Origin of the sequence: Streptomyces sp. NPDC093568, assembly GCF_044764945.1 — a bacterium.
GTDB lineage: Bacteria > Actinomycetota > Actinomycetes > Streptomycetales > Streptomycetaceae > Streptomyces.
In genome coordinates this window covers 117,737-133,333 of sequence record NZ_JBIWJD010000006.1, presented here as the reverse complement: position 1 = coordinate 133,333, position 15,597 = coordinate 117,737, and the positions used below count along the sequence as shown (strand labels likewise).

Genomic DNA, 15,597 nt, shown 5'->3' with positions numbered 1-15,597 from the left:
CCTTGGTACTCCTCACCAGGTGCGGGCGTTGCGATAGCACGGTCAGAATGGCGAGCCTACCCGCTCCTGCTGGCCCAAACGGGTGACTCAGACCGCATCAGCTCGCTGACCTGGGGTTCATCCCGCGCGTCTGTGTTGTTTGGGACGAGATCGTTTCTCTACGTACATGCGCTCGTCAGCGGACTTCAACACTTCGTCCGCGGTCATCCCGCAGTGTGCCCACCCGATGCCGAAGCTGGCGCCCACACGTACGGCACGGCCCTCGGCCCGGATCGGCTGGATGATCTCGTTACGCAGACGTACGGCGAGGTCCTGGGCGTCGGCACGGCCGAGCCCGTCGGCGAGGATCACGAACTCGTCGCCGCCGAGCCGGGCGACGGTGTCGCCGTCCCGGACCCCGCGCGAGAGCCGCCGCGCGACCTCGATGAGCACCGCGTCACCCGCGTTGTGCCCGAACCGGTCGTTGATCGACTTGAAGCCGTCGAGGTCGCAGAAGAGCACCGCGAGCCCCTTGGAGCCGTCGTCGCGCTCGGCCTCGTCCGGGGAGACCGTGTGGACGTGGTGGTCGTAGGCGTCGAAGGCCGCCACACCCGGGAAGTCGAAGCCGTGCCCGTTGGCGTCGAAGACGGCCGGGTGGCCGTAGGCCGCGTCCATCGGCTCCAGTGCACCCGTCGGCCCTCCGGCCCGCGCGGCGTCCGGACCCTGCGCGAGGGCGGGGCGCCTGCACAGCCGGGAGGACAGCCGCGAGCGCAGCTCCGCGGAGTTCGGCAGGCCGGTGAGCGAGTCGTGCGAGGCCCGGTGGGCGAGCTGGAGCTCGCGGCGCTTGCGGTCCTCGATGTCCTCGACGTGGGTGAGCAGGAAGCGGGGCCCGTCGGCCGCGTCGGCGACGACGGAGTTGCGCAGCGAGACCCAGACGTAGGTGCCGTCGCGGCGCCCGAGCCTGAGCTCCGCCCGTCCGCCCTCCGCCGAGGTCCGCAGCAGGGTGCCGATGTCCTCGGGGTGGACGAGGTCGGAGAAGGAGTAGCGGCGCATCGCGGAGGCCGGGCGGCCGAGGAGACGGCAGAGCGCGTCGTTGGTGCGCAGGATCCGGCCGTGCTGGTCGCCGCCCATCTCGGCGATGGCCATGCCGGAGGGGGCGTACTCGAAGGCCTGCCTGAAGCTTTCCTCGCTGGCGCGCAGGGCCTGCTGGTCGCGTTCGAGCCTGACCAGTGCCCGCTGCATATTCGCGCGTAGACGTGCGTTGCTGATGGCGATGGCGGCCTGGAACGCGTACATCTGGAGCGCCTCGCGCCCCCACGCGCCCGGCAGCCGGCCGTTGCGCGGCCGGTCCACGGACAGGACCCCGATGAGCTCGCCGCAGGCGCCGCCCTGCACGCCGGGCGTGTACATCGGCGCGAAGAGGCGGTCCGAGGGGTGCCACTCGTCCTCGAAGCGGGGCGCAGGGCCGTCGGTGTACCACTGCGGGACGTCGTCGTCGTCGAGGATCCAGCCCTCGGTGTGCGGTATGAAGACCAGGTCGCCCCAGTGCTGCCCCATGTTCAGCCGGCGCTCCCACGACTCGCGCGAGCCCACCCGGCCGGTGATGAGCGCCTCGGCGGCGGGATTGCCGGCGAAGGCGGCGACGACGAGATCGCCGTCGGGGCGTACGAGGTTGACGCACGCGAGCTCGTAGCCGAGGCCGGTCACGACGCCGTCGGCGACGGTCTGCAGCGTGTCCGCCAGGCTCCGGGCCGTGTTCATGTCAGCCATGACCTGGTGCAGTTGTCGCAGGGTCGCAAGACGGACGTACGGCTCCGACTCGGTCTCCATGCTCGCCCTCCCCCCGAGACCTCGCAGTGAATCAAGGGTTCTACTCCGGCGTAACGTCCCTTGCTAGTTCCCCGCCACTGAATCACAGCGCGCTGCCCACTCGGTACACAGGGTCAACAATTAATGGCCCTTGTGACTCAAGTCACAGGTAAACGTGAACAATTGAGCGGTGTTTCTGCGTTTTTCCTGTGTGTTTACTGAACGCAAAGCGGGTGCGCTCGTGGAGATGGCACGAATCGCCGCGCCCAGTTCCGCGCGGATCCGACCGCGGTCCTAGGTCCGCTCTCGGGCGGAGGCCCGATGTGGAGTGCGCGGGACCGACATTAGCGTTTCCGGCGTGCCGAACACTTCTCCGCCAGCGCAGCCCGTGACCGCCGCCCTCCCCGCCTCCCGCAGCCCCGTTGGGCATGCTGAGGGAGTGAGCAACGACGAGTTCCGTGCCGCCATGTCGCGGCTGGCCGCGGGTGTGGTCCTGGTGACCGCGCTCGAGCCGCCGCTGGACCCCGACGATCCGCACGCGCCGGCCGGCGAGGACGTCGGCATGACCGCCACGGCGTTCATGTCGGTCTCCCTGGACCCGCCGTTGGTGCTGGTCAGCCTGCGTGAGGGGTCCCGCATGGACGACCTGCTCGACGAACAGCCGCTGTGGGCGGTCTCGGTCCTCGCCGAGAGCCAGCGCCACATCGCCGGCCGCTTCGCCATGAAGGGCCGGGTCAGCGACCGGCTGCTGTTCGCCGACATCCCGTACGTCCGCGGCAGGGAGACCGGTGCCCCGCTGGTGGGCGGCGCCCTCGCCACCCTGGAGTGCCGCACCGAGCAGCGGGTGACGGCCGGCGACCACACCCTGGTGATCGGCCGCGTCCTGTCGGCCTCGCTGCCGAGTGCGGACGGGGGGCCGCTGACGTATTTCCGGGGCCGTTACCGGCAGTTGGGCTGACGGCAGTTGGGCTGATTTCCGCGCGGCCGGGTCCGACGGGAATCGGGCGGGCGGGAGCGGACGTAATTCCGTGGCCCGCAAATGATCATCCGGCTTATCGTGCGCGGATGACGTCGACCACTTCCGCGATACGCCTCGAAAACATCACACCTGCGAATTTCGACGCCGCCACCGGCATCCGGGTCCGCCCCGACCAGGAACACGCGGTCTCCCCCGTGATGCAGTCCCTCGCCGAGGCGTACGTCCACCCCGAAGGCGTCGCCTGGCCCCGGCTGATCGTCGACGGCGACCGCCCGGTCGGGTTCCTGATGGCCTTCCTCGACATCGACTGGCGCGGGGACGGCACCCTGTTCCGCTCCGGGCTGTGGCGACTGAACATCGACGCGCGGGAGCAGGGGCGGGGGTACGGGCGGTTCGCCGTCGCGTCCGTGGCCGACGAGGTCCGCCGCCGGGGCGGCCGGGAGCTGTACGTCACCTGGCATCCGGGTCCTGACGGCCCGGAGGGCTTCTACCTGGGACTGGGCTTCCGGCCGACCGGGGAGACGTCCGGCGGGCAGACCGTGGGGGTGCTGGAACTGGAGCCGGAACGGGAAGCGGACGGGCGGAGGGCCTAGACCGGGGCGATGTCCAGGCGGGCGACGCGCTCCGGGTCCGTCACGATGTCGATCACGGCGATCCGATCCCGTACGAACGCAAACCTCAACGCCCGCTCCACCCGCCCGTCCACCAGCACCGCGACCCCGACCGCTCCGTCGACCAGTGCGTGCCGGGAAACCGGCGTCGGCCGGGCCGTGAGGGCGGCGGAGCCGAACGCCGACGCGCCCCGCGCCACGGCCGCCGCGCCCGTCGTCACCCCGGCCTCGCTCCGGACGACGACATCCGGGTCGAGGACGTCGAGCAGCCCCTCGAAGTCACCGTTCCTCGCGGCCGCGAGGAAGGCGTCCACGATCTCCCGGTGCCTGCGCCGCCGCACCCGGTCGTCCTCGGGCACGTCGGCGCCCCGCACCCGGCGCCGGGCACGGCTGGCGAGTTGCCGTGCGGCGGCCGGCGTGCGGTCCACGACGGCCGCGACCTCCTCGTACGGCACCGCGAACAGGTCGTGCAGCACGAACGCGAGCCGTTCTGCGGGAGTCAGGGTGTCGAGTACGACGAGCAGGGCGGCGCCCACCGAGTCGGCGAGGAGGGCGTCCTGCTCGGGGTCGGCGGGGGCCGCGTGAGCGGGCGAGGGGGGTGCGCCGTGCGGGGTGCTGTCCAGGGGCTCCTCCGCGCGGGACTTGCGGGAGCGGAGCATGTCCAGGCAGACGCGGCCGACGACGGTCGTCAGCCAGCCGCCGAGGTTGTCGACGCGGTCGGTGTCGGACCTGCTGACCCGGAACCAGGCCTCCTGCACCGCGTCCTCGGCCTCGGCGGCGGAACCGAGCATGCGGTGGGCGACGGCGCGCAGATGTCCGCGATGCGCCTCGAAGCGCTGGGCGAGGAAGTCGGTGTCGTCGGCGCTCATCGGTCGTCAGCCTCTCGTCGTGGTCGGTCGTCACTGGGCTGACGGATGGGGAGGCGCGGGTGTGACGGACGGCGAGGGGGGCGGGTGGGACGGATGGCGAGGGGCACGGGTGTGACAGACGGGGGAGGCGCGGGCGTAACGGACGGCGGGGTGCACGGATGTCACAGATGGCGCGGGGTGCGCGGGTGGCGCAGACGGCGTGAGGCGCGGGTGACACAGACGGCGAGGGGCATGGGTGCGACAGACCGCGTGAGGCGCGGGCGCGACGGACGGCGAGGGGCACGGGCGCGGCGGACGGCGAGGGGCACGGATGTCACAGTCCGCGCGGGGCGCGGGTGGCACAGACGGCGGGGTGCGCGGGTAACACAGACAGCGAGGGGCACGGGTGTGACAGACCGCGTGAGGCGCGGGCGCGACGGACAGCGAGGGGCACGGATGTCACAGTCCGCGCGGGGCGGGTGGCACAGACGGCGGGGTGCGCGGGTGGCGCAGACGGCGTGAGGCGCGGGCGAGACGGACAGCGTGGGGCGCGGGCGAGACGGATGGCGGGGTGCGCGGGTGCGGAGGGATTGAAGGGTTGAGGGACTTACGTCCAGTCCCGCCCCGACCGGCCCCGCTTGGTGTCCGAGCGCTGCTTCTTCTCCCTCAGCCGGCGCTCGTTGATCCCTCGGGGGATGCGGGTCGGCCTGCGCGGCTTCGGCGGTGGGGCCGTCGCTTCGGCGAGGAGCGCCGCGAGGCGTACGGCGGCGGCCTCGCGGTTGCGCCACTGGGAGCGGTGTTCGGAGGCGCGGACGGTGATGACGCCGTCGACGAGCCTGTCGGCCAGGCGTTCGAGAGCCCGGCTCTTCCACACCTCGGGCAGCGCCTCGGTCTTCGCCAGGTCGAGGCTCAGCTCCACCCTGGAGTCACTGGTGTTGACGTGCTGGCCACCCGGCCCGCTCGACCTGGAGAAACGCCACATGAGCTCGGCCTCGGGCAGGGAGACGGAGCCACGGATGACGTAAGGACCGGACATGCCTCCATGGTCCCGCGTCTGTCCGGTCCACGTCACGCGAATATCCCGTGTCTCCCCTACGGGTGCTCTTTGGCAAAGAAAGTAAAGACACCTGGAACCTGAGGTACCCCTCTCCGCGTTCATAGGGGTAGCTGTAGCTTCTAGCCGTACCGCAACGAGGGAAGGGACTCCCAACAATGGCTGTAAGCCTGTCCAAGGGTGGCAACGTCTCGCTCACCAAGGAGGCTCCGGGCCTGACCGCCGTCACCGTGGGCCTCGGCTGGGACGTCCGCACCACCACCGGCACGGACTTCGACCTCGACGCCTCGGCGATCGCGGTCAACCCCACGGGCAAGGTCTACTCGGACGCCCACTTCGTCTTCTTCAACAACAAGCAGACGCCGGACAGCACGATCGTCCACACCGGTGACAACCGCACCGGCGAGGGCGCGGGCGACGACGAGGCGATCAACGTCAACCTCGCCGGCCTCCCGGCCGACGTCGACAAGATCGTCTTCCCGGTCTCGATCTACGACGCGGAGAACCGCTCGCAGAACTTCGGCCAGGTCCGCAACGCCTACATCCGCATCGTCAACCAGGCCGGCGGCGCCGAGATCGCCCGCTACGACCTGTCGGAGGACGCGGCCACCGAGACCGCCATGGTCTTCGGCGAGCTGTACCGCAACGGCGCGGAGTGGAAGTTCCGCGCGGTCGGCCAGGGCTACGCCTCGGGCCTGGTCGGCATCGCCCAGGACTTCGGCGTGAACGTCTGACGGACACCCCGCTGTACCGGAACCCCTGGCCTCGGCCGGGGGTTTCGGCGTTCGGGCCCTTCGATAGGTTGCCCGAATGATCCTCGACGCCCTCGCGCTCACCCCCGATCACGACATCCCCGCCCCGGTCCTCACCGAACTGACCGCCCTCTACGCCTCCAACCGCGACTTCCACGCGCTCAGCGGCGACTTCCCGGACCCGGACGACATCCGCCCGGAGCAGGTGGCCACCGCCCTGGCGGACGAACTGGCGGTACCCGGGGCGGAGGTCCTTCTCGCACGCAGCGAGGGCCGGCTGGTGGGCATCGTGGTGACCTTGGCGCAGCATCCGGACCCCGTCGACCCGGACCCGTGGATCGGCCTGCTGATGGTCGACGGAGCGGCCCACCGCCGGGGATTCGGCCGGCAACTGGCCACCCTCGTCGAGGACCGCTTCCGCGCGACGGACCGCACCGCCGTACGCCTGGCCGTCCTGGACAACAACCCCGACGCCCTCGCCTTCTGGACGTCCCTCGGCTACGAAACCATCGGCTACGGCAGAGACCGCCAACTCGACCGCGCGTGCACGGTCCTGCGCAAGGAACTGACGCCGTCCGCACCCGGCACCGACGGGGTCTGAACCGGCGTGGACTGGACGACCCTGGCCGCAACCTGGCTCGGTGCTCTCGTCGGTGTCGGTTCGACGCTGCTCGCGGACCGCGTCCGCTGGCGCCGCGATCTGGCCGACCGGACCCGGCAGGAACGCAAGCAGCTCTACGTGACCGTGCTGACGAAGTACCGGCTGGCCTATGAGGCCATGCACACGGCGGCGGTGACGGGGCGCGACCAGGAGGACCGGGCGCGGGAGGCGGCCGTACGGGAGGCGTTCCGGGCGTCGGGGTGCGACGAGGCCCGGGAGAGCGCGCTGATCGGCGCCCCGCAGGAGATGTCGGACGTGCTCGAGGAGGTGTACTCGACCCTGCGGGACCTCCAGGACGCCTTCGCCGCCGGTGATCCGCCGCTCGACTCACCGGAGTTGCAGGCGCGGCGGCTCAAGCACGCCGAGGCCGTCTGGGCCGCGCGTGCGGCGATGCGGCGGGATCTGGCGGGGGCGGGGTGAAGAACAGGGCGGGGTGAAGAGCAGGGCGGGGTGAAGAGCGGGGCGAGGGTGTCATGGTCGGAGGGGTGTGTCACGGGCGGTCGGGCTTTCCGTCGCCGTACAGCCAGTCCCGCCAGATGGAAGTGAAGTCCTCGTCCGGCGCCTTCTTCTCCACATACGCCGTGAAGTCGTCCGTGTCCGCGTTCCCGTGGCGGTGGGCCGCCGTCCAGCCCTGGACGATGTCGTAGAAGGCGTCGTCGCCCACGGCCTGGCGGATCTTGTGCAGGACCATCGCCCCGCGCTCGTACACCGGCGAGTCGGAGATGTGCGCGGCGCTCGAGGGCTCGGCCGGCGGGAAGGCCCACAGGTCCTCGTGGTCGTCCTCGCCGTGGTCGTAGAGCGCGTCGAAGGTCTCCTGCGCGCTGTCGCCCCCGTTGTCCTCCTCCCACAGCCACTCCGCGTAGGTCGCGAAGCCCTCGTTCAGCCACATGTCGCGCCAGCTCTTCGGCGTCACGGAGTTGCCGAACCACTGGTGGGCGAGTTCGTGGACGAGGAGGTCGGTGCTGGGGGCGCCGGGGAAGACGGGGCGGTTCTGGGTCTCCAGGGCGTAGTCGGAGGTCCCCTCGTCGGCGACGATCACCCCGGTGGAGGAGAAGGGGTAAGGGCCGAAGTTGTACTCCGCCCACTCCATGATCTCCGGGAGCCGGGCCAGCACCTTGCGGGCGGGCGCGGCCTGGGAGGGGGCCACCGCCGTGAGCACCGGCAGCCCGCCGCCCGCCGCGCCGGGGATCGTGGAGCGGCGGATGGCGTAGTCGCCGATGGCCAGCGTCGCCAGATAGCCGGCCATCGGTTCGGCGGTACGCCAGTGGAAGGTCGTCCGGCCCCCGTGGGTGCTCCGGTCGGCCAACTCCCCGTTGGAGACCACCTGGAGCTTCTCCGGCACGGTGACCGAGATGTCGTACGACGCCTTGTCCGACGGGTGGTGGTTGCCGGGGAACCACGCCATGGACCCCGTCGGCTCCCCGAGCGCGAGCGCGCCCCCGGCGCCGGGCAGCCAGCCCTCCTTCGACCCGTCGGGGTCGGTGAGGGTCCGCGGCGTCCCGCAGTAGCGGACGGTGATCCGGAAGGTCTCCCCCTCGTCGAGGTCGTCGTGCGGCCGGATCACCAGCTCCTGGCCGTTACGGCTCCAGCGGGCGCGCTCGCCCTCCACCGTGACCCCTTCGACGTCCATCCCCTCGAGGTCGAGGTCGAAGGCGGAGAGGTCCTGGCCGGCGCGTGCGGTGATCTCGGCGGTGCCGGCGAGGTGGCGTGCCTCGGGGTCGTAGTCGAGGTCCAGGGCGTAGTGGCTGACGTCGTAGCCGCTGTTGCCCGCCTTGGGGAAGTACGGGTCGCGTACGCCGGAGCCGCCGGGCGTGCCGTGGACGCCACCGCCGCACGCGGTCACCGCGAGGGCGAGCAGGGCACAGCCGGCGGCCGGGAGAGACCGGACGGTCGGGATAAGGGGCGCGGAACGGGGCACACCCGTGATCCTATGAGCGGCCGGGCGTGACACCATCACCTCCGTGCTCGACATCGGCTACGCCCTCTCCACCCGCTTCCCGGACCCCCCGCAGACGGACTACCGCCGCGCGGACGTGCATGCCCTGCGCCACGACCTGTTCTGCGGGGACGTGTATCTCGCCGACACCAAGGCGGACCGGGAGTTGTCCACAGCCTGGGGATGGGTGCCGGTGCTCGACTTCGCCTGGGCCCTGTGCGACATCGTCGAGCGGCTGGACCGGGACCCGGCCGGCTCCCGCGCCTCCCGCCCCCAGCACGCGGAGCTGGACTTCACCGAGTCCACGGACCGCATGCTCTTCGAGCGCCGCTTCGGCTGGGTGGACGTCGAGGCCGACTGGATGCCGGCCGAGGAACCCCCGCTCACCTTCTCCCACGCCGAACTGCGCCGCGAGGCCCGCGACTTCCTGCACGACCTGGTCGCCGACCTGATCGACCTGCACGACGACCTGGGCGAGAACCCGGCGATCTGGACACTCCAGGCCCGCTTTCCCCGAGTGTCCTGACCCCTCCCGGGCTCCAAAAGCACGGCTCGCCAAACCCCCCACCCCCTTCACCCCTCCACGCGAATCCCCCACTGAGCCGCCAACACCGGTGCCAGATCCAGCAGCTGAGCCGTACTGACCACCGCCCCGGCCAGCCGGTCCACCCCCCGCGCGATCTCCAGCTCCGCCGCCCCTCTCAGATCGACGTCCGCCAGCGTCGCCCCGGTGAGGTCCACCCCCTTCACCGCGCAGTCCGTGAACTCCACCCGCTCCAGCCGGGCTCCCCCGAAGTCCGGCTCGACCAGCACGCACCCCTCGAAGACGACGTCTCTGAGCCGGGCCTTGCGCATGTTCAGGTAGTCGATCTTGCCGCCCCGGAACACGACCCGCTCCAGAACGGCCCCGTGCAGCTGAACCCCGCCCAGGCGGGCGTCGATCACCTCCACGTCCCGCAGCGTCGACTCCGCCAGGTCGGTGCCGACACCCCGTGGCGCGGTGAGGACGCAGTCGAGGATCCGGGCGTGGTGAAACCCCGTCTCGTCGAGGACGCAGCCCTTCAGCGCGCAGTCCATGAAACGGGCCCCTCGGCCGTTCTGACCGGTGAGGTCCTCCTCCCGGAACTCCAGGCCGTCATAGTCCCCGTCCGGCTCCAACCCCCCGTCCCGGTAGGCCTCCAGCGCCGGCAACCGCACCTCCGGCCGCCGCGCCCCTTTCACCGCGCCCTCACCCGTCGCTCTCCTCGCCATGCCCCCATGCTGGACCCCGCCACTGACAATCCCTCTGACCTGCGCGGTCACCGCCGATGTCACATTCCGGGTGCCGTGTTCCGTCGTACTCGCGGAAGGCAGAAAGACAAAGGCAGAAAAGACAGCAACACAGACAGGCGCACCCGAGCACGAGGGAGACCCCAGCCATGCACCGCATCACCGTCGTCGGCGGCGGCTTCGCCGGACTCACCGCGGCCATCACCGCCGCCGAGGCGGGCGCCAAGGTCACCGTGTACGAAGCCCACCACACCCTCGGCGGGCGGGCACGGACCGCGGACGGGCCGTACCGGACCAACGAGGGGCCGCACGCCCTGTACAGCGGCGGCCCGCACTGGGCGTGGCTCAAGCAGCGGGGCCTCATCGGGCCGCTCGCCGCGATCCCGCCCCTGGAGGCAGCCCGGCTCCGGCTGCGGCACCGCGGCGTCCTGCGCCGCACCCCGCCCTTCGCCATGCTGAAGCTGCTGCGGCCCGCCCTGCCGCCGGCCCCCGTGGACGTCGACTTCATGACCTGGGCCACGTCCGTGGCCGGCGAGGAGGGCGCCCGTGCCGCCGCGCACTACTCCGCCGTCGCGCTGTTCCACCACGACCCCGGCGCGCTGTCCGCCGCTTTCGTGCAGGAGCGGCTGCGCCGGGCCACCAAGCTGCCGCCGGAGGCGCACTATCCGGTGGGCGGATGGGCGAGCCTCATCGACCGGATGGCGGCACGGGCGTGGAACCTCGGGGTGCGGATGGAGACCCTCGCCCGCGTCGACAGCCTCGACAGTCTGGACGGGGTGACGAGCGAGGCGCCCGTCATCGTCGCCACCTCCCTCGACGCCGCCCGCCGCCTGCTCAAGGACGACTCCCTGACCTGGACGAGCGGTCGTACGGCGCTGATCGATCTGGCGGTGCGCACCCGGCGCGGGGACGCCTTCGTCGTGTCCGACCTCGACGAGACGGGGTGGATCGAGCGGTTCACCGCGCAGGACCGGTCCCTGGCGCCGGCCGGTGAGCAGCTGATCCAGGGGCAGATCCCGATCGCCCCGCACGAGTCCAGGGCCGACGGCATCGCGCGGGCCGAGCAGCTCCTCGACCTCGGCTTCCCCGGCTGGCGCGAGCGCGTCACATGGCGCCGCGAGGCCGTCGCGAACGGCCGTACCGGCGCCGTGGACCTGCCCGGCACGAGCTGGCGGGACCGCCCCGCCGTCGACCGCGGCGACGGCGTCTACCTCGCGGGCGACCAGGTCGCGGCGCCCGGCGTGCTCTCCGAGGTGTCCTTCAACAGCGCGCTCACGGCGGTCTCCCTGGCTCTCGGCCGGCACACCCTTGACCTCAAGCAAGCTTGAGGTCGGAACATCGACGTGCCGCCCCGGCGACGGGCCGGGCGGCCCGACGACCCGAGTTCCGATCGATGGGGGACCCCGATGCACGCCATCCGTCTGCACGCCTTCGGCCCTGCCGAGAACCTCTCCTACGAGAAGACCGACGACCCCGTACCAGGGCCCGGACAGGTCCGTGTCGCCGTCGCAGCGGCCGGCGTCCACCTCCTCGACACGGCCCTGCGCGAGGGCGTCCAGGGCCCGGCGCCCGCACCGCCGACGCTGCCCACGATCCCCGGCCGTGAGGTCGCGGGAGTCGTCGAGTCCCTCGGCGAGGGCGTCGCGGACCTCTGGCTCGGCAAGCGCGTCGTGGCCCACCTCGGCTTCGCCCCGGGCGGCTACGCCGAACTCGCGGTCACCGACGTCGACCGCGTCCACGAGATCCCGGCCAACCTGGACTTCGCCGAGGCCGTCGCCATGATCGGCACGGGCCGTACGACGATGGGGATCCTCCAGTTCGCCGACCTCGGCCCGGACGCGGTGGCCGTGATCCCGGCGGCCGCCGGCGGCATCGGCACCCTGCTCGTGCAGTACGCCAAGAACGCCGGCGCGGTCGTCGTCGGGCTGGCGGGCGGACCGGAGAAGGCCGCCCGGGTGCGCGACAACGGCGCCGATCTCGCCGTCGACTACACCGACCCGGGGTGGCCCGAGAAGGTCCGCGCGTTCCTGGGCGGCCGCGGCGCCACGGTCGTCTTCGACGGCGTCGGCGGCGACGTGGCCCGCGCGTGTGTCGCCCTGCTCGCGCCGGGCGGCCGGCACCTCGTCTTCGGCTGGTCCGGGCAGGGGCTGCACGACGGTGAGCCCTACCTGGTCGAGGGCGTCTCCGAGAACGTCCTCGGCCCCGCGATGATGCGCCGGGCCGGCGGCCCCAACCCCGTGCAGACCCTCGAACTGCGCGCCCTCGCCGAGGCCGCGGCCGGCCGCCTCACCCCGGCCGTGCAGCGCTTCCCGCTGGCCGAGGCGACGGCCGCCCATCGCGCCCTCGAGACCCGCGCGACCACCGGAAAGGTGGTGCTGGAGCCGTAACCACCGCACCGGCAGACAGGGAGGGGAGGGACCCCGCCGCGGAGCCCCTCCCCCACCCTCCGTCGAGGGCCGGCCTGCTGTCGCAGGGTCAGCCGGCGACCGCCTTCGTCGCCTTGCTCACCGCCGACCCGTCCAGGTGACCCGTACGGCGCGCGACCACCTTCACGGTGATCTTCTTGCCCTTCTGCGCCGCCTTCAGCACGAGCGACGACTTCGTCGCCCCGCTGATCACCTTGCCGTTCGCGTACCACTGGTACGCGTACGAAGTCGGCGCGGGACTCCACGTCCCCTTGGATGCCTTCAGCGTCTTGCCGACCTTCGCCGTCCCGCTGATCTCCGGCAGCTTGGTCGCCTTGGGCGCGTCCCCCTTGGCCACGGTCACCGCCGCCGAGGTCGCCGACCCGCTGACCCAGCCGGGCCTGACCGCGGTGACGGTCACGGTGAGCTTCTTGCCGACCGCCGAGGCGGGGACCGTGTACGTCGACGCGGTCGCCCCGCTGATCGCCGCCCCGTTCGCCTTCCACTGGTACGTGTACGACGACGGCGTCGCCGACCAACTGCCGGTCGTGGCCGTGACCTTGGCACCCGTCTTGGCCGTGCCGGTGACCTTGGGGGCGGCCGTGTTCTCCAGCCTGGGCTGGGGGCTCACGGTGAAGGTGCCCCGCTGGTACTCCCAGCCGCGCGTGATCACGCTGACGTTCCAGGTGCCCGTGGCCGCGCCGGTCAGGTCGAGGGTCGCGGTCACCGTCCGGTTGTCCGCGGTGACGGAGTCCGCCTTCGCCTCGACCGTCTTCCCGGACCGGCTCAGCCGGACGGTGACGTCCGGACCGAGCGCGGTCCCGGTGACCGTGAGCTTCACCTTGGCGCCGACGGCCCCGGTGGCGGGGCTGACCGCGGTGACGTCCGTGTCCTCGGTGCCGCACGGCGTGGAGGTGCAGTTCAGCCGGGCGCTGTAGGCCGTGCCGGCCGCCTTCTCGGGCAGGCCCAGCAGGAACAGCGTCGGCGTGCTCTGCGAGGAGGAGCCCTGCGCGTCGCAGTCGTAGCCCTCCGGGATGTAGTGCGTGCAGCCGTTGGCCCAGGTCGAGGTGTTGTACAGCACTGGCACCGCCGTGGTGGCGGCACCGCCGGTGTCCTTGATGTCGGTCTCGAAGCGGTCGAACCCGGCGGTCGGCAGCGCCGCGCACACCGCGGTGCGCGACTCGTCCAGCGTGCCGGTGACCGGCCCGTACCCGTACGCCACGGACGGCACCTTCACGCACTCCGGCGCCGGACCGTCGGCGGTCGCGATCCGCAGGGCGTCCAGGCGGTACTCGGGCGCCGCCTTCAGCGTGGCGGGCGTCTGCACCAGGACCTGGTGGGTGGTGGACCCGGTGGCCGCGCAGGAGGTGTTGCGGAAGGCGCACTCCACACGCCCGTCCCCGGCGAAGACCGCGGAGTTGGCGGTGCCGAGGGCGTCGCGCACGTTGACGTGCACGACGTCGGTGGCCGCGGCCGTGGTCACCTGGTGGCAGTCGAGGGTGCCGGGACCGGCGTAGCCGCTCTTCACGGAGGGCCCGCCGACCTTGCCCGCCGCGGTCTTCGTGCAGCCCGCCGAGGAGGCGCTCGCGGTGACGTCACGCCGGGTCAGGGTGTAGGTGGCGGCCTCGTCGCGGCCGTTCACCAGCACGGTGTGGGCCTTGCCCGGGGTCAGGGAGCAGAGCGTCCAGCCGTTGGTGGTGGCGAAGCGCTCGCAGACCCGCTTGCCGTCGGAGTCCAGCACCGAGAACGCCGCCGAGGCGGTCCCGGAGGTGGCGATCAGCTGGAAGACCTCGGCGTCCGTGTGCGCGTTCGCCGGGATGCCCAGGCAGTGCGAGAAGACGCCGCCGCCGGTGGTCAGCGTGGCCTTGGCGCCGCCCGCCCCGAAGCTGCCGGCGGGCAGGACGGGGCAGCCCTCCACGGCGTCGGTGCGGTGGAAGGCCACCGCGTAGGCGCCCGTCGCCGAGTCGCCGCGGTCCTCGGTGTGCACCAGCGCCCGGTAGGGGGCCTCACCGCTGAGCGCGCAGTCGCCGCCCCGGAGCTTGTCCTCGTCGCACTGCGGGGTGCCGGTGCGGTCCAGGACCTCCACCTCGGGGGTCAGACCGGCCGAGGAGAGCGAGGTGAGCGCGGCGATCCGGGCGCCCTGCGGGGCGTCCAGCGTCAGGCAGTCGTACTGCCCGACCGTGCTCAACTCGCCCTTGTGCAGCCCGGTCCCGGCCGCCACGCACCCGGCGTCGGAGGCACGGTCGAGGACGACCAGGCCGGCGCGGGTGTCGCGGAAGGGGTACCTGCCGTCGTCGAGGACGGCCGTGTAGGTGCCCGGCGTCTTGATCCGGCACGGGTCGGCGCCGTACCGGCACACGCTCAGCCCGGCCGCGTCGTACACCCGGGCCACCCCGACCTCCCGGTCCTCGCCCACCGAGTGCACGGTGTACGGGCCCGCCGCTCCGGCGGTGAAGGTGAAGCACGGGTTGGCGGTGACGTCCTGCGGCTTCAACTCCCCGAACGGGCGGACCGGGGCCGCGGTGCAGCCCTGCGGGTCGCTGAGCCGGCGCACCTTCACCGCGAACTCGGCGGGGAAGCCGTTCTCCGACCGGGACACCGTGGAGATCACCCGGTAGGGGCCGTCGCCGGGCAGGACGCAGCTGTCCTCGTCGTTCTCCGGGAACCGCTCGCAGATCCGCCTGCCGGTCGCGTCGGTGATCCAGGCGAGCGAGTCGCCGTACACCTTCGAGCCGTAGGTGAGCCGGACCCGGTCACCGCGCTCGCCCTCGAAGGGCTGGCAGTCGACCTCCACCCGGCTCACGGTCGTGCGGGTGAGGTCGGGCTGGTCCCATTCGGTGCCAACTGGAGCCGCGCAGCCCCGCGTCGAGCCGAGCGGCACGAAAGTGACCGAGGCGGCCTTGTCCTCCCAGTCGTTGTTGAGGACCTTCAGCGTGTAGGTGCCGGCCGCGGGCACGGCGCACATGCCGTACGTGGCGTACTCGTCGCCGTAGCAGTCCACCTCGCTGCCGTCGGCGGCGAGCAGTTGCCTGGTCATCGTGTTGCCGCTGCCGTCCAGCGCCGGTGCCAGATACAGGCCCGGGGTCTCGACGGTGACGGTGTAGCAGACGCTGGAGTCAGGTGCGACGGTCGCCTTGCCGACGGCGTCCCCCGGGTCGCCGAACGGCGTGAGCGCGAGCGGCGCGCACGCCTCGTCGACGGCGACGGCGGGGCTCGCCCCGGTCAGGGTCAGCAATGAGGCGAACAGCGAGACGAGAGCGGCGAACACGGCCGGAAACACGGCCGTCCGCCGCC

The 15,597-nt window shown here is 72.2% G+C and carries 14 protein-coding genes; 8 read left to right on the top strand and 6 right to left on the bottom strand.

The genetic code is table 11. The features are described from left to right. Nucleotides 1–117: 117 nt before the first annotated feature. Nucleotides 118–1,809, bottom strand: a complete 1,692-nt coding sequence (gene cdgB, locus ACIRD7_RS24385; RefSeq protein ID WP_403456706.1) for a diguanylate cyclase CdgB — start codon at nt 1,807–1,809, stop codon at nt 118–120. 337 nt (nt 1,810–2,146) lie between these two features. On the opposite strand from cdgB, the gene ACIRD7_RS24380 reads away from it, so the two are divergent. Together ACIRD7_RS24380 and ACIRD7_RS24375 are read left to right on the top strand one after the other, a co-directional pair. Beyond that, nucleotides 2,147–2,746: a flavin reductase family protein gene (locus ACIRD7_RS24380; RefSeq protein WP_403456703.1), complete on the top strand. Its 600-nt coding sequence runs from the start codon at nt 2,147–2,149 to the stop codon at nt 2,744–2,746. A 107-nt stretch (nt 2,747–2,853) separates the two neighbouring features. Further along, nucleotides 2,854–3,360, top strand: a complete 507-nt coding sequence (locus ACIRD7_RS24375) for a GNAT family N-acetyltransferase (protein ID WP_403456701.1) — start codon at nt 2,854–2,856, stop codon at nt 3,358–3,360. Here the strand turns inward: ACIRD7_RS24375 and ACIRD7_RS24370 are convergent. Together ACIRD7_RS24370 and arfB are read right to left on the bottom strand one after the other, a co-directional pair. After that, the gene (locus ACIRD7_RS24370; RefSeq protein WP_403456700.1) at nt 3,357–4,247 is read right to left on the bottom strand and encodes a sigma-70 family RNA polymerase sigma factor; all 891 of its coding nucleotides are present in this window, start codon (nt 4,245–4,247) and stop codon (nt 3,357–3,359) included. The genes ACIRD7_RS24375 and ACIRD7_RS24370 overlap by 4 nt on opposite strands. A gap of 586 nt (nt 4,248–4,833) precedes the next feature. Further along, nucleotides 4,834–5,262, bottom strand: coding sequence for an alternative ribosome rescue aminoacyl-tRNA hydrolase ArfB (arfB, locus tag ACIRD7_RS24365; protein WP_403456698.1), 429 nt, complete (start codon nt 5,260–5,262; stop codon nt 4,834–4,836). A gap of 176 nt (nt 5,263–5,438) precedes the next feature. On the opposite strand from arfB, the gene ACIRD7_RS24360 reads away from it, so the two are divergent. The 3 genes from ACIRD7_RS24360 (at nt 5,439) to ACIRD7_RS24350 (ending at nt 7,113) form a co-directional block, all read left to right on the top strand. After that, nucleotides 5,439–6,014: a TerD family protein gene (locus ACIRD7_RS24360; protein WP_030050335.1), complete on the top strand. Its 576-nt coding sequence runs from the start codon at nt 5,439–5,441 to the stop codon at nt 6,012–6,014. Nucleotides 6,015–6,090: 76 nt separating this feature from the next. Beyond that, on the top strand, nt 6,091–6,633 hold the full coding sequence (locus tag ACIRD7_RS24355; RefSeq protein ID WP_403456696.1) for a GNAT family N-acetyltransferase: 543 nt from the start codon (nt 6,091–6,093) through the stop codon (nt 6,631–6,633). Nucleotides 6,634–6,639: 6 nt separating this feature from the next. Next, nucleotides 6,640–7,113 carry a hypothetical protein gene (locus ACIRD7_RS24350; RefSeq protein ID WP_403456695.1) on the top strand — a complete coding sequence of 158 codons (474 nt, stop codon included), beginning with the start codon at nt 6,640–6,642 and terminating at the stop codon, nt 7,111–7,113. Nucleotides 7,114–7,183: 70 nt separating this feature from the next. Here ACIRD7_RS24350 and ACIRD7_RS24345 read toward each other — a convergent pair whose 3' ends face one another. After that, nucleotides 7,184–8,647: a M1 family metallopeptidase gene (locus tag ACIRD7_RS24345; RefSeq protein ID WP_403457488.1), complete on the bottom strand. Its 1,464-nt coding sequence runs from the start codon at nt 8,645–8,647 to the stop codon at nt 7,184–7,186. Between the two features lie 7 nt (nt 8,648–8,654). Between ACIRD7_RS24345 and ACIRD7_RS24340 the strand changes: the two genes are divergently transcribed. Next, nucleotides 8,655–9,155: a hypothetical protein gene (locus ACIRD7_RS24340; protein ID WP_403456694.1), complete on the top strand. Its 501-nt coding sequence runs from the start codon at nt 8,655–8,657 to the stop codon at nt 9,153–9,155. 47 nt (nt 9,156–9,202) lie between these two features. On the opposite strand, the gene ACIRD7_RS24335 is transcribed toward ACIRD7_RS24340, so the two are convergent. Continuing rightward, entirely contained in the window at nt 9,203–9,880 is a 678-nt protein-coding gene (locus ACIRD7_RS24335; protein WP_403456693.1) for a pentapeptide repeat-containing protein, read from the bottom strand. A 167-nt stretch (nt 9,881–10,047) separates the two neighbouring features. Between ACIRD7_RS24335 and ACIRD7_RS24330 the strand changes: the two genes are divergently transcribed. After that, nucleotides 10,048–11,226 carry an FAD-dependent oxidoreductase gene (locus ACIRD7_RS24330; RefSeq protein ID WP_403456691.1) on the top strand — a complete coding sequence of 393 codons (1,179 nt, stop codon included), beginning with the start codon at nt 10,048–10,050 and terminating at the stop codon, nt 11,224–11,226. 78 nt (nt 11,227–11,304) lie between these two features. Next, a complete protein-coding gene (locus ACIRD7_RS24325; RefSeq protein WP_403456688.1) occupies nt 11,305–12,285 on the top strand; it encodes a zinc-binding dehydrogenase in 981 nt (326 codons plus the stop codon). An 88-nt stretch (nt 12,286–12,373) separates the two neighbouring features. On the opposite strand, the gene ACIRD7_RS24320 is transcribed toward ACIRD7_RS24325, so the two are convergent. Further along, on the bottom strand, nt 12,374–15,571 hold the full coding sequence (locus ACIRD7_RS24320; RefSeq protein ID WP_403456685.1) for a Tat pathway signal protein: 3,198 nt from the start codon (nt 15,569–15,571) through the stop codon (nt 12,374–12,376). Between the last annotated feature and the right edge of the window lie 26 nt (nt 15,572–15,597).